The sequence below is a fragment of the Paracidovorax valerianellae genome (assembly GCF_900102625.1).
Taxonomy (GTDB): Bacteria; Pseudomonadota; Gammaproteobacteria; order Burkholderiales; family Burkholderiaceae_C; genus Paracidovorax; species Paracidovorax valerianellae.
In genome coordinates this window covers 145,798-164,540 of record NZ_FMZC01000011.1, presented here as the reverse complement: position 1 = coordinate 164,540, position 18,743 = coordinate 145,798, and the positions used below count along the sequence as shown (strand labels likewise).

The window sequence follows — 18,743 nt, the reverse complement described above, 5'->3', positions numbered from 1 at the left end:
CGGCTGTTTTGCAGCCGCCATCCGAGAGGGCTGCACCCGCAGCCCTGCCGATTGGCACAGCGAAGGCAACACCATGGAACCCAAGAACATCGTCCTGAACGTCAACGGCATCGAGGTGATCTACAACCACGTGATCCTCGTGCTCAAGGGCGTTTCGCTGCAGGTGCCCGAGGGCGGCATCGTCGCCATTCTGGGCGGCAACGGCGCGGGCAAGACCACCACGCTGCGGGCCATCTCCAACCTGCTGCAGGGCGAGCGGGGCGAGGTCACCAAGGGAAGCATCGAGCTGCGCGGGGAGCGCATCGAGAACCTCTCGCCCGCCGATCTGGTGCAGCGCGGCGTGGTGCAGGTGATGGAGGGGCGGCATTGCTTCGCCCACCTGACCATCGAGGAAAACCTGATGACGGGCTCGTACACGCGCACCAGCCGCGCCGAGATCGCGGCCAACCTGGAGAAGGTGTACGCGTACTTTCCGCGCCTGAAGACGCGCCGCACCTCGCAGGCGGCCTACACCTCGGGCGGCGAGCAGCAGATGTGCGCCATCGGCCGCGCGCTGATGGCCAACCCCAGCATGGTGCTGCTGGACGAGCCCTCGATGGGCCTGGCGCCGCAGATCGTGGAGGAGGTCTTCAACATCGTGAAAGACCTCAACACCAAGGAAAAGGTCACCTTCCTGCTGGCCGAGCAGAACACCAACATGGCCCTGAAGTATTCGGACTACGGCTACATCATGGAAAGCGGCCGCGTGGTGATGGACGGCGCCGCGAGCGACCTGGCCAACAACGAAGACGTGAAGGAGTTCTACCTCGGCGTCGGCGGCGGCGAGCGCAAAAGCTTCAAGGACGTGAAGAGCTACAAGCGCCGCAAGCGCTGGCTCGCATGACGGATATGGCCTCCACGCTCCGCCACTGCGTGTGGTCGCCGCCCTCCAAGGAGGCGCAGCCCGCCTTGGGGCGGCCCGGCGTCGGGCTGATCATGGCCCCCACGCTCCGCCACTGCGTTGGCCCGGCACACCTCGAACACGACCGGTCTTCTCACATCAACAGCACGCCCAGAACGTGCACCCCGGAGGCATTGGCATGAGTCTTTTCTACGACGACCTCGAAACCCGCCCGGCCGATTCGCGCGAGAGCGCGCTGATGGCGGCGCTGCCCGCGCAGGTGGCGCATGCGCAGCGCGCCTCGCCAGCGTTCGCCGGCATCCTGCAGGGCATCGATGCCGCCGGCATTACCTCGCGCCAGGCGCTGGCCACGCTGCCGGTCACGCGCAAGCACGAGTTGCTGGCGCGCCAGCAGGCCGGCCGCGCCACCAATGTGTTCGGCGGATTCAGCGCACTGTCGTTCGGCGCGGCCATGCCGCGGGTGTTCGCCAGCCCCGGCACGCTGTACGAGCCCGAGGGCACGCGGCGCGACTACTGGCGCATGGCCCGGGCGATCCACGCTGCGGGCTTTCGGCCGGGCGAGCTGATCCACAACAGCTTCAGCTACCACTTCGTGCCGGCGGGCTCGATGATGGAATCGGGCGCGCATGCGCTGGGCTGCACCGTGTTCCCGGGCGGCACCGGCCAGACCGAGCAGCAGGTGCAGGCCATGGCGGAGCTCAAGCCCGCGGGCTACATCGGCACGCCAAGCTTTCTCAAGATCGTGCTGGACAAGGCGGCCGAGCTGGGCACGCCGCTGCCCAGCGTGACCAAGGCGCTCGTCTCGGGCGAAGCGTTTCCACCCTCGCTGCGCGACTGGCTGGCCGAGCGCGGCGTGGCCGGATACCAGTGCTACGCCACGGCCGACCTCGGCCTGATCGCTTATGAAACCACCGCGCGCGAAGGCCTGGTGCTGGACGAAGGCGTGATCGTGGAGATCGTGCGGCCCGGCACCGGCGATCCGGTGCCCGACGGCGAAGTGGGCGAACTGGTGGTGACCACGCTCAACCCCGACTACCCGCTGGTGCGCTTCGGCACGGGCGACCTCTCGGCCGTGCTGCCCGGCGACTGCCCCACCGGCCGCACCAACACCCGCATCAAGGGCTGGATGGGCCGGGCCGACCAGACCACCAAGGTGCGCGGCATGTTCGTGCACCCCGGCCAGGTGGCCGACATCGTGCGGCGCTTTCCGCAGGTGCTGCGCGCGCGCCTGGTGGTGAGCGGCGAGATGGCCAACGACCAGATGCTGCTGCGCGTGGAGACCACCGAAACCGCCGCCGGCCTGGCCATGCAACTGGCCGAGGCGATGCGCGACCAGACCAAGCTGCGCGGCGAGGTCGAAATGGTGGCCCCCGGCACACTGCCCAACGACGGCCGCGTGATCGAAGACGCCCGCAGCTACCGATGAGCAGCGCTTGGCGGCGCTGGCTGGGCTGCCGGTGAGCAGCCGCTCAGCAGGTGCCCGGCGCACGTCGCTACTTAATTAATAGCAAACAAACCAATGCAGATAAGCGCTGCAGGCCCATAAACCTTTAAGCCCCTACACGTTACTGCTAAGTAATTACCTTGATGCTGGTGTAAAAGCCCGTGGCTATCATGGCGCGTCTTTTCAAAGGAACCTCATGAAAACCATATTCAAGACCGCATTGGTGGCCGCTGCCGTGGCTGTTGCTTTCGGCGCGCAGGCGCAGGGCTATCCCTCCAAGGACAAGACGGTCACGATCGTCGTGCCGTTCGCGGCCGGCGGCCCGACCGACCGCGTGGCGCGCGATCTGGCCGAGGCGCTGCGCAAGCCCCTGGGCGGGGTGAGCGTGGTGATCGATAACGCCGCGGGTGCGGGGAGCACCATCGGCACCGCCAAGGTGGCGCGCGCCAACCCCGACGGCTACACCCTGCTGCTCAACCACATCGGCATGGCCACCATGCCAGCGCTGTACCGCAAGCTGCCGTTCAGCGTGCCCAACGACTTCGAATACCTGGGCATGGTGAACGACGTTCCGATGACGCTCATCGCACGCCCCACGATGCCCGCCAACAACTACAAAGAACTGGCGACCTGGATCGACCAGAACAAGGGCAAGATCAACCTCGGCCACGCCGGCCTGGGCGCGGCATCGCACCTGTGCGGCCTGCTGTTCCAGAGCGCGCTGAAGGTCGAGATGACCCCCGTGCCTTACAAGGGCACGGCGCCCGCCATCACCGACCTGATCGGCGGCCAGATCGATCTGCTGTGCGACCAGACGACCAACACCACCTCGCAGATCGAGGCCAAGAAGGTCAAGGCCTACGCCGTCACCACCGACAAGCGCCTGACGACGCCATCGCTGAAAGACCTGCCCACCCTGGCCGAATCCGGCCTGAAGGACTTCCAGGTCACGATCTGGCACGGCCTGTACGCGCCCAAGGGTACGCCGGCCGACGTGCTCAAGAAGATCAACGACGCCCTCAAGGTCGCGCTGAAAGACCCCGACTTCATCAAGAAGCAGGAAGGCCTGGGCGCCGTGGTCGCCGCCGACCAGCGCATCGAACCCGCCGAACACAAGAAGTTCGTGCAGGCCGAGATCGACAAGTGGGGCCCGATCATCAAGGCCGCCGGCACCTACGCCGACTGAGCCTGCGCCCCCAACGCAGCGCACCGCGCTGCTCCGACCGCCCCGTGGCCCACTGGCCGCCGGGCGGTTTTTTCTTGCGCGCCTTCTTTGCGCGGCGTGGAACTCGCAGCGGCCTACGGGTCATCCCTCTGCCCTGCCGGCGCTGCGCGGCCTAAAACGGGGGATTGACCGCAAGTTCCAAGGACCGACCCCCATGCGCTTTTCCGCTTCCTCGCCCGCCCGCTCCACCGGCTCCATAGCCTCCACCGCATTCACGCCGCGCCGCCGCGCACTGGCCTTGGCCTCCGTGCTGCTGGCCGCAGGCCTGTGGAACGCGCTGCCCAGCGCCCATGCCCAGTCCGGCGCGTGGCCGAACAAGCCGGTGCGCATCGTGGTGCCGTTCGCTCCCGGCGGCACCACCGACATCCTGGCGCGCGCCGTGGCGCCCGAACTGGGCCGCGTGTTCGGACAGCAGTTCATCGTGGACAACCGGGGCGGCGCGGGCGGCAACATCGGCGCCGAGATCGTCGCCAAATCGCCGGCCGACGGCTACACGCTGCTCATGGGCACCGTGGGCACGCACGGCATCAACCGCGCGCTGTACAACAAGCTGCCGTACGACCCCATCAAGGACTTCGTGCCGATCACGCTCGTGGCGGCCGTGCCCAACGTGATGGAGATCAACGCCGACAAGGCCCGCTCGCTGGGCATCAATTCGGTGACCGACTTCATCCGCTACGCCAAGGCCCACCCGGGCCAGCTCAACATGGCGTCGAGCGGCAACGGCACCTCGATCCACCTGGCGGGCGAACTCTTCAAGAGCATGACCGGCACCTTCATGCTGCACATGCCCTACCGCGGCTCCGGACCGGCGCTGCTGGACATGGTGGGCGGCAACATGGACGTGATGTTCGACAACCTGCCGTCGTCCATGGCGCAGATCAAGGCCGGCAAGCTCAAGGCACTGGCCGTGACCAGTGCCCACCGCTCGCCCGCCCTGCCCGACGTGCCCACGGTGGAAGAGGTCGGCGGCCCCGAGTTGAAGGGCTACGAGGCCAGTTCGTGGTTCGGGCTGCTGGCACCCGCCGGCACCCCGCCCGACATCGTGGCCCGCATCCAGCAGGAAACCGCCAAGGCCCTGGCCACCCCCGCCGTGAAGGAGCGCATGCTCGCGCAGGGTGCGATTCCCGGTGGCAACTCCCCCGCCGACTTCGCCAAGCACATCGACAGCGAACACAAGAAGTGGGCGCAGGTGGTGAAGGCGTCGGGCGCCAAGGTCGATTGAATCGCCGCTGGGGGCGTGGCAACCACAGGGCGCGCGGGCGTCAGAACACGCTCACGGCGCGGGTGATCAGCGCATCGGGATACGGCTGCATGCCGTTTTCCCGGCCCACGATCGTGCGCATGACCTGCGGCAGGGTCACGGCGTCAAGGCAGACGAATGCGTGCTGGCTGATGCCCAGGCCATCGGCCACTTCCCGCACGTAGTCGCACGCATCGCCTTCGCGGGACTCCGCCCAGCGGCGGATGATGCCGTCGATGGTGCACAGCTGGTGTTTGGCCTGGTAATTGCGCAGCAGCAATGCCATGGCCCGCAAGCCCCAGTACGGCTCGGTGAACACCACGAAATGCGGGTCGGCCGACTGGTCGTCGGCCATGCCGCGCCAGCCGATGTGGCTGCGAACGATGTTGCCAGGGTTGTGGTTTCGGATTCCCCGGGGGACGAGTGTCAGCATGGAGGGCGGTTAAGACGCAGGGAGGATGGGCGGGGCCAGCGGCGGGACGGGCGATGTTCCTGGGTCGATCGTCATGCCGTGCTCGCCCTGCCGCTTGGAGACCGTGAACTTTAGGGGCGCTGGCGCTTGAAATCACGGTTTCACCGGCGTTTTGAAGCAGGATTCAGAACTTTTAAGGCGGGTGGCTCCACGGCTCGCCACCCCATCTCCGCGCGTTCATTCAAGAAAACCCGGGCATGCGTTGCCGGACCTTGGCCATGGCCTGCGCCACCACGCTGGCCGCAGCAACCACAGCAGCAGCCCTGCTGGCCCTGCCCTCCGCAACCAGCGCGCCGACCCCGCCAATGCTTGCAGCGCCTCGGGGCTCCGACCGAGACGGCGTTGCGCGATGCATGCAGCCTGGCCGGCGCGCAGGCCGGCAGGCGCGCCGGCCTGCAGCGCCAGCACAGGCGGTGTTCAGTAGCGCCTGCGCACCATGAACATGCCCAAACCTGCCGCCATCAGAGACAGCAGGATCACACCCCACTCGCTGAGCGTAGGAATGGATGCCACGCCGCCAGGCCCAGGCACTGCTGCGGCCAATACCAGTGCGAAGGGGTCTTTGATTTGCCCTGCGACCGGATCGCTGTCACCCACACCGTTGTCCTGCACCGTATAGGTCACCGAGTTACCGGTGACCGTGCCGTGCGCGAACCAGGTGGGCGCAGCGTTGGCCGCGCTGGGGCCGTACTTGCGCGGCTGCAAGCCGTCGAGCGAGCCTGCCGGGAAATCGATCTTCACCGTCAGCATGCCGCCACTGCATCCCGCGCCGCTGGCCGTGAAACTGAACACGCCCATGGGAAAGCTCACGTTCTGCGGTGTCGGTGTGCCAGTCGGTGGCGTTGCGCTGAACGCGGGCGTCTGGACCAGGCACCCTGCCGGGCCTTGCACGTCCACCGTAGCCTGGCCTGCTGTGCCGGGCAAGGGCAAAGACGCTGCTGACACCACCAACGTGGCGCTGCCATTGGCTGCAGCATGGCTCGCATCACCAACGTAACTAGCCATCACAGTGTACGAACCCACGGCCAGGCCGCTGGCCTCGCAAGTCGCAGTGTTGGCAGGGCTGGCCGCCACCGCTGCCGTGCACAGCGTCGTGCCGCCCGAGGAGAACACCACATTGCCCGTGGCGTTCACCGCACCGGTCAACGCAACCATCAGCGCTACCGGCATGCCAAAGGCTGCCGGGCTTGCCGGGCTGGTGGTGACTGCCAAGTTCGGGGTCGCCTTGGCAATGGCCAGTGGGGCGGTGCCATTGGCCGCAGCATTGTTCGCATCGCCAACGTAACTTGCCGTCACGGTGTACGAACCCGCACCAAGACCGCTGGTCTGGCAGGTTGCCGTGTTGGCAGGGCTCGCCACCACCGCTGCCGTGCACAGCGTTGTGCCGCCCGAGGAGAACACCACATTGCCTGTGGCGCTTGCCGCCCCGGTCAAAGTAGCCGTCAGGGTCACCGGTACGCCAAAGTTTGCCGGGCTTGCCGGGCTGGTGGTGACTGCCAAGGTGGGCACAGCTTTGGCCAGCAGCAGCACACGGGCTTGCGCGGGGGCGGCTGCCAGGCTGGCAGCACTGCTGTGCTCACCCGCGCGCGATGCGACCACCCCGCACAGATGGCCGGCTTGGGCGGTAGGCGTTGGGGTGACTGTGGTGCCGCTCACGGTGCAGGTGCCGGGCGTCCAACTGGTGTAGGTCACAGGCTGGCTGCCGCTGCTGGCCGAAGACGTGGCTGCCAAGTTGAGATTGCCGCCCAGCGCCCATCCCCGAAGCGGGGCACCACCGGCAGTCGTGCCCGGCGCAAAGGACAAGGCCTGCGTGGCGCGTGCCACGCTGGGTGCCTGGGCGCTGGTGTTGAGACCCCAGCACTGGACGGCGCCGCCATTGGTCACCGCGCAGGTGTGGTAGTGGCCCGCAGCCACCAACACCGCCCCGCCGCTTTGCAGCGCCACCGGTACGTTGGTCTGCCCGCTACCGTTAGAGCCCCAGCACTGGACGGCACCGACCGTGGTCACCGCGCACGTGTACGAGCCGCCTGGAGCCACAGACACCGGACCGGCGCTTTGCAGCGCTGCAGGTACGTTGGTCTGCCCACTGTCGCTATCGCCCCAGCACTGGACGGTACTGACCGCAGTCATCGCGCAGGTGTGTCGGCGGCCTGCAGCCACGGACACCGCCCCGCCGCTTTGCAGCGCCGCCGGTACATTGATCTGCCCGTCGATGTTGTTGCCCCAGCACTGGACGGCACCGACCGTGGTCACCGCGCAGGTGTGAAAGTCTCCTGCAGCCACAGACACCGCCCCACCGCTTTGCAGCGCGGCCGGTACGTCAATCTGCCCGTAATTTTTGTAGCCCCAGCACTGGACGGCACCGACCGTGGTCAACGCGCAGGTGTGATATGAGCTTGAAGCCAAAGACACCGCCCCGCCGCTTTGCAGCGCCACAGGTACAGTGGTCGCCTCGTAGCCGTTGCTGCCCCAGCACTGGACGGCACCGACCGTTGTCACCACGCAGGTGTAATCCAGGCCTGCAGCGACAGATACTGCCCCCCCGTTTTGCAGCGCCATCGGTACGGCGGTCTGCCCGTGACCATTGCCGCCCCAGCACTGGACGGCGCCGCCCTTGGTCACTGCGCAGGTGTGATTGGCGCCTGCAGCCACGGACACCGCCGCGCCGCTCAGCGCCGTCGGTACGGTGGTCTGCTCGAAACCGTTGCTGCCCCAGCACTGGACGGCACCGCCCGTGGTCACGGCGCAGGTGTGAGTGAAACCCGCAGCCACAGACATCGCCCCGCCGCTTTGCAGCGCTGCCGGTACGTTGCTCTCCCCGCCACCGATATCGCCCCAGCACTGGACGGCACCTCCCGTAGTCACCACGCAGGTGTGATAGCCGCCTGCAGCCAGGGACACCGCTCCGCCGGTTTGCAACGCCACCGGTACGTTGGTCTGCCCGTGAACGGTGTCGCCCCAGCACTGGACGGCACCGTCCGTGGTCAACGCGCAGGTGTGTAACTCGGCTGCAGCCACGGACACCACCCCGCCGCTTTGCAGCGCCACAGGTACGTTGGTCTGCCCGCGACTGTTTCTCCCCCAGCATTGGACGGCGCCGCCCGTGGTCACCGCGCAGGTGTGAGATTCGCCAGCAGCCACAGACACCGCCCCGCCGCTTTGCAGCGCTGCCGGTACGTTGGTCTGCTCGTCGCTGTTTTTGCCCCAGCACTGGACGGCGCCGCCCGTGGTCACCGCGCAGGTGTGAGCGTTGCCAGCAGCCACAGACACTACCCCGCCGCTTTGCAGCGCCACAGGTACGTTGGTCTGCCCATTTCCGTTCCAGCCCCAGCACTGGACGGCACCGCCCGTAGTCACCGCGCAGGTGTGAGAGTTGCCGGCTGAGACCTGGCTGGCAATGGCACCGAGCGATGCGCCGGGCAAAAGGGAGTTGCCTTGCGCATGGGCCCCAGAGGCTGCCAGGGCCATCCACAGAAGGGTGGCCAGGGCCCACCATCCGCTGCGCATGCACCTTTGCCAAACGGCACGCGAGTATCTGAGGCCGTCGGTCAGGCGGTGTTGGGTCATGTTCGATGGCATCGGGACGGTTGCCCCGGGGGTGGTTTTACCCATGCTCCAGGAACGCATGAGTGGGTGGTGGCTGCAGGCAAGGGGGCGATGCTAGCCCGCAAGGCGCACGCCGTCTGTACCTGAAATCAGTGAATTTGCAGCCCGATCACCCGTTAAGCAACACGCACACCACGCGCGGCCGGGCGCGGACCGTCGATGATGCAATGGCGCGGGTGCTTGGCCCGGTAGTTGCGCGGCAGCCATGCCATGGCCTGCAGCCCCAGTACGGCTCGGTGAACACAACGAAGCACAATTCAGAACTTTCAAGGCGGGGCTGCTTCTCGCTCGCCGGCCCATCCCAGTTCGTTCATCAAGAAAGACCCCGCATGCGTTCCTTGACCTGTGCCATGGCAGCAGCCGCCACCCTGACCGCCGCAGCCCTGCTGGCACTGCCCTCAGCCGCCAGCGCAGCCGGCGGCCCGGCCAGGGCCCCCCACGCGCCGACCGAGACGGCGTTGCGCGACGAATGCAGCCTGGAAGGCTCGCAGGCCGACATGCGTGCGTGCCTGCAGCGAAAGAACCGCGAGAGCGAAAAAGACCTGAAATTGGCCCAGGCCGCAGTCCTGCGCGCAGTTGCCGGCTGGGATGAAGACGCCCGGTACACGCAGCTCACCAAGGACCGGCTGGCGGCCGCCAGCCGGTCGTTCGTGCACTACCGGGCGGCGGAGTGCGCCTTCATGAAGTCGATCGGCGGCGGCGCGATCGGTGCCGCGCTGGACCTGCGGCACCTGGCCTGCACGGCAGCATTGAACTGGCAGCGCACCCGGTCGCTGCACAGCAGCGCGCAAGATCTGGCGCAGCGCGCAAGGTAGCTCGGCGCAGCCGCTGCGCCAAAGCAGGAACAGGAATGGGAACAGGCCAGCGCCGCAGAGCGCCCCCGCGTTACCAGACCACGTCGTGGCCTTCGGCCGCGCTGCGCTTGAGCATGTCGATGATCGGGGCCGCGCGCTGGCGAAGGCGCACGGTGTCGGGGCGCTCGCCCGCGCTGTCGTCCTCACCGGCCGCGTCATCGTCGGCCGCATCGGGCCGGCCCTTGGCTTCGTCGGCTGCGATGGCCGCTTCCAGCGCCTGCAGCGCCGCCGGGATCTGCGCGACGGTGACGATGCCGTGCGGGTCGGTGGATTTGCCCATGATCTGCAGCAACTGCCGGCCATTGGGCTCCAGCATGATGACGTCGGCCGTGGCGCGGGATTTGAATTTGTAGAGCATGGGCAGTCAGGGTTTCCGTAAGAGGGTGGCCGCAGTCAAGTGGCGGCCGGGTCGGTGCGGCCATACATGTAGCCGCGGGTGAAAGGATAGTCCGACTGCGCGCCGGTGAGGGCGCCGGTGGCGAGATCGCCGTCGGGGCGTGTGGCGAGCATCTGGTGCAGCGCCATCCAGCCGCGCTCGAAACCCATGGCGCTGCCCGCCAGGTAGAGCCGATACGCCCGCAGCGCCCGCTCGCCCTGCTCCGCGCCCGCGCCGGCCGAGAGCACGCGCAGCGCTTCGTCCAGGCGCGACTCCAGCGCATCGGACCAGGCCCACAGCGTGCGCGCGTAGTGCGGCCGCAGGTTTTCGGTGTCCACCATTTCGAGGCCGCTGGCGGCCAGGTCGTGCAGCACGGCGCTCACGTGCAGCAGTTCGCCCCCCGGAAAGATGTACCTTTCGATGAAGTCGCCCAGGCCCGCGCCCAGTTGCGCGTTGTCCACGCCGCCCGCGGTGATGCCGTGGTTGAGCAGCAGGCCGCCCGGGCGCAGCAGACGGCGCACGGTGGTGAAGTAGTCGGGCATGTGCGCGCGGCCCACGTGCTCGAACATGCCGACGGAGGCAATGCGGTCGAACGGCTGGGCCTCGGGGTGCGGCAGCTCGCGGTAGTCGCGCAGCTCCATGCGCACGCGGCCCGCCAGGCCCCGCTCCGCGATCAGGCGCGACACATGCGCGTGCTGGTTGCGCGACAGGGTGACGCCGGTGGCGTCCACGCCGTAATGCTCGGCCGCCCACAGCAGCAGCCCGCCCCAGCCCGCGCCGATGTCCAGAAAGCGCTGCCCGGGCGCAAGGAGCAGCTTGCGGCAGATGTGGTCGAGCTTGGCCTCCTGCGCCTGGGCCAGGTCCATGCCACGCTCGCGGTAATAGGCACACGAATACACGCGGCGCGGGTCGAGCCACAGCGCGTAGAAGTCGTCGGACAGGTCGTAGTGGAACTGCACCTGCTGCGCGTCGCGCGCGATGGTGTGCACAGCGCGCGACCGGGCGCGGGCCATCATGCGCGTCCACCAGCCGGCCTGCTCGCGTGCCGGGTCGCCGTGCAGCAGCGCGGCGGCGGCCGCCACCAGGTCGCGCATGCGGCCCTCGAAGCGCACGCGCCCTTCCACGATGGCCGCGCCCACGTCGCCGACCTCGCCCGCCACCAGCGCCGCCAGCGAGCGGCTGTCGCGAAACTGCAGCGCCACGGGCGCCTGCGCATGGCCCAGCCGCTGTCCGCCGGGCAGCTCGAGCGAAAGATCCACCGGCAGGCTCTCCAGCCGGGCTTGCAGGGCGTGCAGCAGCGATTTCATGGTTTTGATTCTTCGGCCGGTCTTTGGCAGCGTCAATGGGCTGTTGTCTGACACGGCGGCAAAACCCCGTTGACAGCATTTTGTTTAAGCCTAAACTGTTCTCGCATGAACATCCTGTGCATCGGTGGCGGTCCCGCCGGCCTTTATTTCGCCCTGCTGATGAAACGGCAGAACCCGGCGCACCGCATCGTGGTGGTGGAGCGCAACCGCCCGTTCGACACCTTCGGGTGGGGCGTGGTGCTGTCGGACCAGACGCTGGCCAACCTGCAGGCGGCAGACCCGGACACCGCCGCGCAGATCGGCGATGCGTTCAACCACTGGGACGACGTGGAGGTGTTCTTGCGCGGTCGCAGCGTGCGCTCCAGCGGCCACGGCTTTTGCGGCATCGGGCGCAAGCGGCTGCTGAACATCCTGCAAGAGCGCTGCCTCGCGCTGGGCGTGGAGCTGCAGTTCGAAACCGACGTGGCCGACGATCAAGCTCTGGCCGCCCGCTACGGCGCCGATCTGGTGATCGCCAGCGATGGCCTGAACAGCCGCATCCGCACGCGCTACGCCGAAGTCTTTCAGCCCGACATCGATCTGCGCCTGTGCCGCTTCGTGTGGCTGGGCACGCACCAGAAGTTCGACGCTTTCACCTTCGCCTTCGAAGAAACCGAGCACGGCTGGTTCCAGGCCCATGCCTACCAGTTCGATGCCGACACCTCCACCTTCATCGTCGAGACGCCCGAGGCCGTGTGGCAGGCCCATGGCCTGGACCGCATGGAGCAGCCCGAGGCGATTGCTTTCTGCGAAAAGCTCTTCGCGCCGTACCTGGGCGGGCACACGCTGATCAGCAACGCCACGCACCTGCGGGGCTCGGCCAACTGGATTCGTTTTCCGCGCGTGATCTGCCGCACCTGGGTGCACCGCGAAACCATCGCCGGCAAGGCCGTGCCCATCGTGCTGATGGGCGACGCCGCGCACACGGCGCATTTCTCGATCGGCAGCGGCACCAAGCTGGCGCTGGAAGACGCCATCGACCTGGCGCAGGCGCTGGCCACCGGCGCAACGCTGGATGACGCGCTGCACGACTACGAGGCACGCCGCAGCGTCGAGGTGCTCAAGATCCAGAACGCCGCGCGCAACTCCACCGAGTGGTTCGAGAACGTGGCGCGCTACAGCCGCCTGCCGCTCGAACAGTTCGCGTATTCGCTGCTCACGCGCAGCCAGCGCATCAGCCACGAAAACCTGCGCCTGCGCGATGCGCCGTGGCTGGAGGGCTACGAGGCCTGGCTGGCCGAGGCGCGCCCCACCGTGGGCGGCGCCGCTGGCGAATCCCTCCGCACGCCAGCCGCTGGCAACAAAGCTGGCAAGGGCGACAAGGGCAACAGGGTCGGCGCTGTGCCGCCCATGCTCACGCCGTTCACGCTGCGCGGGCTCACGTTGGACAACCGCATCGTGGTCTCGCCCATGGCCACCTACAGCGCGGTCGATGGCATGCCGCAGGACTTTCACCTGGTGCACCTGGGCGCGCGCGCGCTCGGCGGCGCAGCGCTGGTGATGGTGGAAATGACCAGCCCCACGTCCGATGGCCGCATCACCCCCGCGTGCACGGGCCTGTGGAACGATGCCCAGCAAGCCGCCTTCGCACGCATCGCCGACTTCGTGCACGGCAGCAGCCGCGCGAAGATCGGCATGCAGCTCGGCCACAGCGGCCCCAAGGGCTCCACGCGCGTGGGCTGGGAGGGCACGGACGAGCCCCTGCCCGACGACGATCCGCACGGCAACTGGCCGCTGCGCGCCGCCAGCGCGTTGCCCTACGGCCCGCAGAACCAGACGCCCGCCGCCCTGACGCGCGCCGACATGGAAGCGCTCACCGCCGCCTTCGTGGCCAGCACCGAACGCGCTGCGGCCTGCGGTTTCGACTGGCTGGAACTGCACTGCGCGCACGGCTACCTGCTGGCGAGCTTCATCAGCCCGCTCACCAACCAGCGCACCGACGAATACGGCGGCAGCCTGGAAAACCGCTGCCGCTACCCGCTGGAAGTGTTCGCCGCCGTGCGCGCCGCGTGGCCGGCGGACCGGCCCATGAGCGTGCGCATCTCGGCCCACGACTGGGCGCCCGGCGGCACCACGCCCGACGATGCGGTGGCCATCGCGCGGTGGTTCAAGGCCGCAGGCTGCGACCTGATCGACGTGTCGTCCGGCCAGACCACGCGCGCGGCCCGGCCCGTGTACGGCCGCATGTACCAGACGCCGTTCGCCGACCGCATCCGCAACGAGGTGGAGATCGCCACCATGGCCGTGGGCGCCATCAGCGAGGCCGACCATGCCAACAGCATCATCGCCGCCGGCCGCGCCGACCTGTGCGCCATCGCCCGCCCGCACCTGGCCGACCCCGCCTGGACGCTGCACGCCGCCGCGCAACTGGGCGAGGCGGCCAGCCGGCAGGTGCACTGGCCGCGCCCCTACTGGGCCGGCCGCGACCAGATGCTGCGCGAGGCATCCAAGCAAAAACAGGCCCTGGCGCAATCACCACTAGGGAGCATAGCTATCAAAAAAATAGCAAACGAAGCGGCGGACTGACAGCAATGGACCTCGAAGCCCGCCTGCACGACGCCGCGCCCAGCGAGCACCCTGAGGCCCTGCGCCTGTGGCTGCGCCTGCTCACCTGCACGCAACTGGTGGAAAAGCAGGTGCGCACCCGGCTGCGCGACCAGTTCGGCACCACGCTGCCGCGATTCGACCTGATGGCGCAGCTGGAGCGCGCGCCCGAGGGCCTGAAGATGAAAGACCTCTCGCGCCGCATGATGGTCACGAGCGGCAACGTCACCGGCATCACCGATCAGCTCGTCGCCGAAGGCCTGGTCGAGCGCGTGGACGTGGCGGGCGACCGCCGCGTGTTCCTCGTGCGGCTCACGCCCCACGGGCGCGAACAGTTCGACGCGATGGCCCACGCGCACGCGCAGTGGATCGTCGATGCGTTCGGCCCGCTGGGCGAGCGCGACATCGCCACCCTGCACCGGCTGCTCGGCAAAGTGAAAGCGCACGCGCAGCCCGCCCAACCCCTCCAGGAAACCACTGCATGAAGCACTACATCTCCGCAGGCAACCCCATGCGCCCGCAGTTCGAGCCCCGGGAGCCCTACACGGCGCAGCATTTTGCGTGGCACTTCGACCGCGGAGTGGGCACCATCACGCTGGACCGGCCCGAGCGCAAGAACCCGCTCACCTTCCAAAGCTATGCCGAGCTGCGCGACTTCTTCGGCGCGCTGCGCACCGCCACCGACGTGAAGGCCGTGGTGGTGACCGGCGCGGGCGGCAACTTCTGCTCGGGCGGCGACGTGCATGAAATCATCGGCCCGCTCACCGGCATGTCCATGCCCGAGCTGCTGGAGTTCACGCGCATGACGGGCGACCTGGTGAAGGCCATCCGCGCCTGCCCGCAGCCTGTGCTGGGCGCCATCGACGGCATCTGCGCCGGCGCGGGCGCCATGGTGGCGCTGGCCTGCGACCTGCGCTACGGCACGCCTGCCGCGCGCACCGCGTTCCTGTTCACCCGCGTGGGGCTGGCCGGCGCCGACATGGGCGCCTGCGCGCTGCTGCCGCGCATGATCGGCCAGGGCCGCGCGTCCGAACTGCTGTTCACCGGCCGCGCGATGACCGCGCAGGAAGGGCTGGCCTGGGGCTTTTTCAACGGCCTGCACGAATCGGCCGATCTGCTGGCGCAGGTGCAGGGCCTGGCCCGCACGCTGGCCGAAGGCCCCACGTTCGCGCACGGCATGACCAAGACGATGCTGGGCCAGGAGTGGAGCATGACGATCGACCAGGCCATCGAGGCCGAGGCCCAGGCCCAGGCGATCTGCATGCAGACGCAGGATTTCCGCCGCGCCTACGAAGCGTTCGCGGCCAAGCAAAAACCCGTCTTCGCAGGGGATTGAGGCCATGCACATCGCCACGCCCCCCGCACCCAGCGCCCCCTCCACGGCGCACCTGGCGCTGCCGTTCTTCGGCGAAGAGCACCGCGCGCTGATCGATGGCCTCGTCGCCTGGGCCGCCGCGCAGGCGGTGGACGAAACGGACGACCGCGCCGCCTGCCGCGAGTGGGTGCGCCGCCTGGGCGACGGCGGCTGGCTGCGCTACTGCGTGCCGGCCGCGCACGGCGGCGTGCTCGGCGAACTGGATTCGCGCGCGCTGGTACTGCTGCGCGAAACGCTGGCCTACCACTCGCCCCTGGCCGACTTCGCTTTTGCCATGCAGGGCCTGGGCAGCGGCGCCATCACGCTGGCCGGCAGCGCGGCCCAGCAGGCGCGCTACCTGCCCGCCGTGGCGCGCGGCGAGAAGATCGCCGCCTTCGCGCTCAGCGAGCCCGAAGCCGGCTCCGACGTGGGTGCTATGCAAACCATAGCAACACAGGCAAGCAATGCGGCGGCAGGAGGCCAATATGGCTCCAACACGGCGGGCGAGGCCCTGGGCCCCTACGCACTGAACGGCACCAAGACCTGGATCAGCAACGGCGGCATCGCCGACTTCTATTGCGTGTTCGCCAAGACCGATCCGGCCGGCGGCACGCGCGGCATCAGCGCCTTCATCGTCGATGCGCCCACGCCCGGCCTGGACGATTCGCAGCACATCCACGTGATGGCGCCGCACCCTCTGGCCACGCTCGCGTTCGACGGCTGCACCGTGCCGGCCGATGCCCTGCTGGGCGAGCTGCACGGCGGCTTCAAGCTGGCCATGCGCACGCTGGACATCTTTCGCGCTTCGGTGGCCGGCGCCGCGCTGGGCATGGCGCGCCGCGCGCTCGCCGAGGCCGTGCACCACGCGCGCACGCGCCGCATGTTCGGGCAGACGCTGGGCGACTTCCAGCTCACGCAGGCCCGGTTGGGCGAGATGGCGGCGCTGGTCGATGGCGCGGCGCTGCTCACGTACCGGGCCGCCTGGATGCGTGACGAATCGCTGTCCGCAGGCAACACATCCAGCCCCGCCGAGGCCCGGAATCGCAGCGTCGCCGCCGAGGCACGAAATCGCAGCGTCGCCGCTGCGATGGCCAAGATGACCGCCACCGAGAACGCCCAGCGCGTGATCGACATGGCGCTGCAGATGCACGGCGGGCGCGGCGTGGAAGTCGGCGCCAAGGTCGAGGCGCTGTACCGCGACATTCGCTCGCTGCGCATCTACGAAGGTGCCACCGAAGTACAGCAACTCATCATCGGCAAAGCCGTCTTGCAGGAGTAGCAGGCCATGACCCCCAGCGCACAGACCGACACGTTCGTCCACGACCGCCTGCCGCCGCGCGAGCAGTGGCCCACGCTGCTCTACGACCTGCCCCCGCTGCAGGTGCCGCCGCAGGCCAACCTGGTGCAGGTGCTGTTCGAGCGTGCCGCGCAGGCTGGCCACAGCGGCCGCCCGCTGCTGCGCTCGCCCGCCCGCACCTGGACCTATGCCCAGGCGCAGGACGAGGTGGCGCGCATCGCCAGCGTGCTGGTGAACGACCTGGGCCTGGTGCCCGGTAACCGCGTGCTGCTGCGCGGCGGCAACACGCCCGAGATGTCGCTCGCCTGGCTGGCCGTGGTGCACGCCGGCTTGATCGCCGTGGCCACCATGCCGCTGCTGCGCGCGCGGGAGCTGTCCGACGTGATCGAACGCGCCCAACCCGCTGCCGCGCTGTGCGACGGCCGCCTGCTGGAGGAACTCCAGGCCGCGCAGGCCCAGCACCCGGTGCTGCGCACCATCGTGCCCTTTCACACCGCGCCCGCGGCCGACGACCTGCTGGTGCGGGCAGCGGCCTGCGCACCGCTGCCCGCCTGCCCCACCGCGGCGGACGACATCGCGCTCATGGCCTTCACCTCGGGCACCACGGGGCACCCGAAAGCGCCCGTGCACAGCCACCGCGACGTGCTCGCCGCCTGCGGGGCCTGGCCGCACCACGTGCTGCGCTCCACGCCCGAGGACATCGTGGTCGGTTCGCCGCCGCTGGCCTTCACCTTCGGGCTGGGCGGGCTGCTGCTCTTTCCGATGGCCGCGTGCGCGAGCGTGTACTTTCCCGACGTGCCCTACACCCCCGAGGTGATGGTGCGGCTGATGCGCGAGGTGGGCGCCACCGTCTGCTACACCGCGCCCACGTTCTACCGGCAGATGGCGCCCTTCGCCAAGGCCCTGGGCCTGCCGGCGCTGCGTACCTGCGTGAGCGCGGGCGAGGCCCTGCCGGACGCCACGCGCCAGTTGTGGAAGGACGCCACCGGCATCGAAATGACCGACGGCATTGGCGCCACCGAGATGTTCCACATCTTCATTTCATCGGCCGGCAGCGACGTGCGGCGCGGCGCCATCGGGCGCGTGGTGCCGGGCTACCAGGCCAAGGTGGTGGACGGGCGCGGGCGCGAACTGCCGCGCGGCACGGTGGGCAAGCTCGCCGTGATCGGGCCTACGGGCTGCCGCTACCTGGACGATGCACGCCAGGCCAACTACGTGAAGAACGGCTGGAACCACCCGGGCGATGCCTTCGTGCAGGACGCCGACGGCTACTTCTTCTACCAGGCGCGCGACGACGACATGATCATCACGGCCGGCTACAACGTGGGCGGCCCCGAGGTGGAAGACGCCCTGCTGCGCCACCCCGCCGTGGCCGAATGCGCCGTGATCGGCGTGCCCGACGAAGAGCGCGGCATGGTCGTGAAGGCCATCTGCGTGCTGCGCGCCGGCCACACCGGCGACGACGCCATGGCCAAGGCCCTGCAGGACCACGTGAAGGCCAGCATCGCCCCATTCAAATACCCGCGCCTCGTGGAGTTCGCCACCGCTTTGCCGCGCACCGAAACCGGCAAGCTGCAGCGCTTCAAGCTGCGCCAGGCCGCCGCGCTGGCCCGCGACAGCGCTGCCGCAGCGGCAGCGGCAGCCACCACCGCACCCACCGAATCCTCCACCAAGCCATGACCCTGCACACCCGACTCCAACCGCCCGACTGGGCGCCTCCCAAGGGCTACGCCAACGGCGTGGCTGCCCGCGGCACGCTGCTTTTCGTGGGCGGCCAGATCGGCTGGAACGCCCGCCAGGAATTCGAGAGCGACGACTTCATCGCCCAGGCGCGCCAGACCTTCCTGAACGTGCGCGCCGTGCTCGAAGCCGGCGGCGCCGGCCCCGAGCACCTGGTGCGCATGACGTGGTACGTGGTGGACCGCGAGGAATACAACGCGCGCCTGAAAGAGTTGGGCGCGGCCTACCGCGAGGTGCTGGGCAAGCACTTTCCGGCCATGGCCTGCGTGCAGGTCGCCGGGCTGATGGAAGCGCGCGCGCGCATCGAGATCGAAGCCACCGCCGTGCTGCCCGACTAGGCC

15 protein-coding genes are annotated in these 18,743 nt (G+C 68.8%); 11 read left to right on the top strand and 4 right to left on the bottom strand.

Going from position 1 to position 18,743, the window contains the following annotated elements; genetic code table 11:
* The first annotated feature begins 73 nt into the window (after positions 1–73).
* The 4 genes from BLT03_RS16850 to BLT03_RS16835 all read left to right on the top strand — a co-directional run bounded on the left by BLT03_RS16850 (position 74) and on the right by BLT03_RS16835 (position 4,795).
* Entirely contained in the window at positions 74–883 is an 810-nt protein-coding gene (locus tag BLT03_RS16850) for an ABC transporter ATP-binding protein (protein ID WP_092744916.1), read from the top strand.
* A gap of 196 nt (positions 884–1,079) precedes the next feature.
* Positions 1,080–2,327 (top strand): phenylacetate--CoA ligase family protein, encoded by a 1,248-nt coding sequence (locus tag BLT03_RS16845; RefSeq protein ID WP_092744915.1) that lies wholly within the window; start codon positions 1,080–1,082, stop codon positions 2,325–2,327.
* Positions 2,328–2,541: 214 nt separating this feature from the next.
* Positions 2,542–3,531 carry a tripartite tricarboxylate transporter substrate-binding protein gene (locus tag BLT03_RS16840; protein WP_092744914.1) on the top strand — a complete coding sequence of 330 codons (990 nt, stop codon included), beginning with the start codon at positions 2,542–2,544 and terminating at the stop codon, positions 3,529–3,531.
* A gap of 193 nt (positions 3,532–3,724) precedes the next feature.
* A complete protein-coding gene (locus BLT03_RS16835) occupies positions 3,725–4,795 on the top strand; it encodes a Bug family tripartite tricarboxylate transporter substrate binding protein (protein ID WP_245711432.1) in 1,071 nt (356 codons plus the stop codon).
* A gap of 40 nt (positions 4,796–4,835) precedes the next feature.
* Here the strand turns inward: BLT03_RS16835 and BLT03_RS16830 are convergent, their stop codons facing one another.
* Together BLT03_RS16830 and BLT03_RS16825 are read right to left on the bottom strand one after the other, a co-directional pair.
* A complete protein-coding gene (locus tag BLT03_RS16830; protein WP_092744913.1) occupies positions 4,836–5,246 on the bottom strand; it encodes a hypothetical protein in 411 nt (136 codons plus the stop codon).
* Positions 5,247–5,702: 456 nt separating this feature from the next.
* Positions 5,703–8,792: an IPTL-CTERM sorting domain-containing protein gene (locus tag BLT03_RS16825; protein ID WP_175537784.1), complete on the bottom strand. Its 3,090-nt coding sequence runs from the start codon at positions 8,790–8,792 to the stop codon at positions 5,703–5,705.
* A gap of 428 nt (positions 8,793–9,220) precedes the next feature.
* Between BLT03_RS16825 and BLT03_RS16820 the strand changes: the two genes are divergently transcribed.
* A complete protein-coding gene (locus BLT03_RS16820) occupies positions 9,221–9,706 on the top strand; it encodes a lysozyme inhibitor LprI family protein (protein WP_175537783.1) in 486 nt (161 codons plus the stop codon).
* Positions 9,707–9,776: 70 nt separating this feature from the next.
* On the opposite strand, the gene BLT03_RS16815 is transcribed toward BLT03_RS16820, so the two are convergent.
* Entirely contained in the window at positions 9,777–10,103 is a 327-nt protein-coding gene (locus BLT03_RS16815; protein WP_092744910.1) for a DUF1840 domain-containing protein, read from the bottom strand.
* A 35-nt stretch (positions 10,104–10,138) separates the two neighbouring features.
* Positions 10,139–11,428 (bottom strand): SAM-dependent methyltransferase, encoded by a 1,290-nt coding sequence (locus BLT03_RS16810; protein ID WP_092744909.1) that lies wholly within the window; start codon positions 11,426–11,428, stop codon positions 10,139–10,141.
* Between the two features lie 105 nt (positions 11,429–11,533).
* On the opposite strand from BLT03_RS16810, the gene BLT03_RS16805 reads away from it, so the two are divergent.
* From BLT03_RS16805 to BLT03_RS16780, 6 genes are read left to right on the top strand one after another with little or no spacing between them, the layout of a single operon-like run.
* Complete coding sequence (locus BLT03_RS16805; RefSeq protein WP_092744908.1) at positions 11,534–13,993, top strand: bifunctional salicylyl-CoA 5-hydroxylase/oxidoreductase; 2,460 nt, start codon at positions 11,534–11,536, stop codon at positions 13,991–13,993.
* A gap of 5 nt (positions 13,994–13,998) precedes the next feature.
* Positions 13,999–14,496, top strand: coding sequence for a MarR family winged helix-turn-helix transcriptional regulator (locus tag BLT03_RS16800; RefSeq protein WP_092744907.1), 498 nt, complete (start codon positions 13,999–14,001; stop codon positions 14,494–14,496).
* Positions 14,493–15,347: an enoyl-CoA hydratase family protein gene (locus tag BLT03_RS16795; protein WP_092744906.1), complete on the top strand. Its 855-nt coding sequence runs from the start codon at positions 14,493–14,495 to the stop codon at positions 15,345–15,347. Before BLT03_RS16800 ends, BLT03_RS16795 begins: the two co-directional genes overlap by 4 nt.
* A gap of 4 nt (positions 15,348–15,351) precedes the next feature.
* Positions 15,352–16,644 (top strand): acyl-CoA dehydrogenase family protein, encoded by a 1,293-nt coding sequence (locus BLT03_RS16790; RefSeq protein ID WP_092744905.1) that lies wholly within the window; start codon positions 15,352–15,354, stop codon positions 16,642–16,644.
* Between the two features lie 6 nt (positions 16,645–16,650).
* A complete protein-coding gene (locus tag BLT03_RS16785; RefSeq protein WP_092744904.1) occupies positions 16,651–18,342 on the top strand; it encodes an AMP-binding protein in 1,692 nt (563 codons plus the stop codon).
* 2 nt (positions 18,343–18,344) lie between these two features.
* Positions 18,345–18,740, top strand: coding sequence for a RidA family protein (locus tag BLT03_RS16780; RefSeq protein ID WP_434802409.1), 396 nt, complete (start codon positions 18,345–18,347; stop codon positions 18,738–18,740).
* Positions 18,741–18,743: the final 3 nt, after the last annotated feature.

Coding starts and splice junctions, on each gene's coding strand:
- BLT03_RS16850 (WP_092744916.1), top strand. CDS start 74: ATGGAACCCAAGAACATCGTCCTGAACGTCAACGGCATCGAGGTGATC.
- BLT03_RS16845 (WP_092744915.1), top strand. CDS start 1,080: ATGAGTCTTTTCTACGACGACCTCGAAACCCGCCCGGCCGATTCGCGC.
- BLT03_RS16840 (WP_092744914.1), top strand. CDS start 2,542: ATGAAAACCATATTCAAGACCGCATTGGTGGCCGCTGCCGTGGCTGTT.
- BLT03_RS16835 (WP_245711432.1), top strand. CDS start 3,725: ATGCGCTTTTCCGCTTCCTCGCCCGCCCGCTCCACCGGCTCCATAGCC.
- BLT03_RS16830 (WP_092744913.1), bottom strand. CDS start 5,246: ATGCTGACACTCGTCCCCCGGGGAATCCGAAACCACAACCCTGGCAAC.
- BLT03_RS16825 (WP_175537784.1), bottom strand. CDS start 8,792: ATGCGCAGCGGATGGTGGGCCCTGGCCACCCTTCTGTGGATGGCCCTG.
- BLT03_RS16820 (WP_175537783.1), top strand. CDS start 9,221: ATGCGTTCCTTGACCTGTGCCATGGCAGCAGCCGCCACCCTGACCGCC.
- BLT03_RS16815 (WP_092744910.1), bottom strand. CDS start 10,103: ATGCTCTACAAATTCAAATCCCGCGCCACGGCCGACGTCATCATGCTG.
- BLT03_RS16810 (WP_092744909.1), bottom strand. CDS start 11,428: ATGAAATCGCTGCTGCACGCCCTGCAAGCCCGGCTGGAGAGCCTGCCG.
- BLT03_RS16805 (WP_092744908.1), top strand. CDS start 11,534: ATGAACATCCTGTGCATCGGTGGCGGTCCCGCCGGCCTTTATTTCGCC.
- BLT03_RS16800 (WP_092744907.1), top strand. CDS start 13,999: ATGGACCTCGAAGCCCGCCTGCACGACGCCGCGCCCAGCGAGCACCCT.
- BLT03_RS16795 (WP_092744906.1), top strand. CDS start 14,493: ATGAAGCACTACATCTCCGCAGGCAACCCCATGCGCCCGCAGTTCGAG.
- BLT03_RS16790 (WP_092744905.1), top strand. CDS start 15,352: ATGCACATCGCCACGCCCCCCGCACCCAGCGCCCCCTCCACGGCGCAC.
- BLT03_RS16785 (WP_092744904.1), top strand. CDS start 16,651: ATGACCCCCAGCGCACAGACCGACACGTTCGTCCACGACCGCCTGCCG.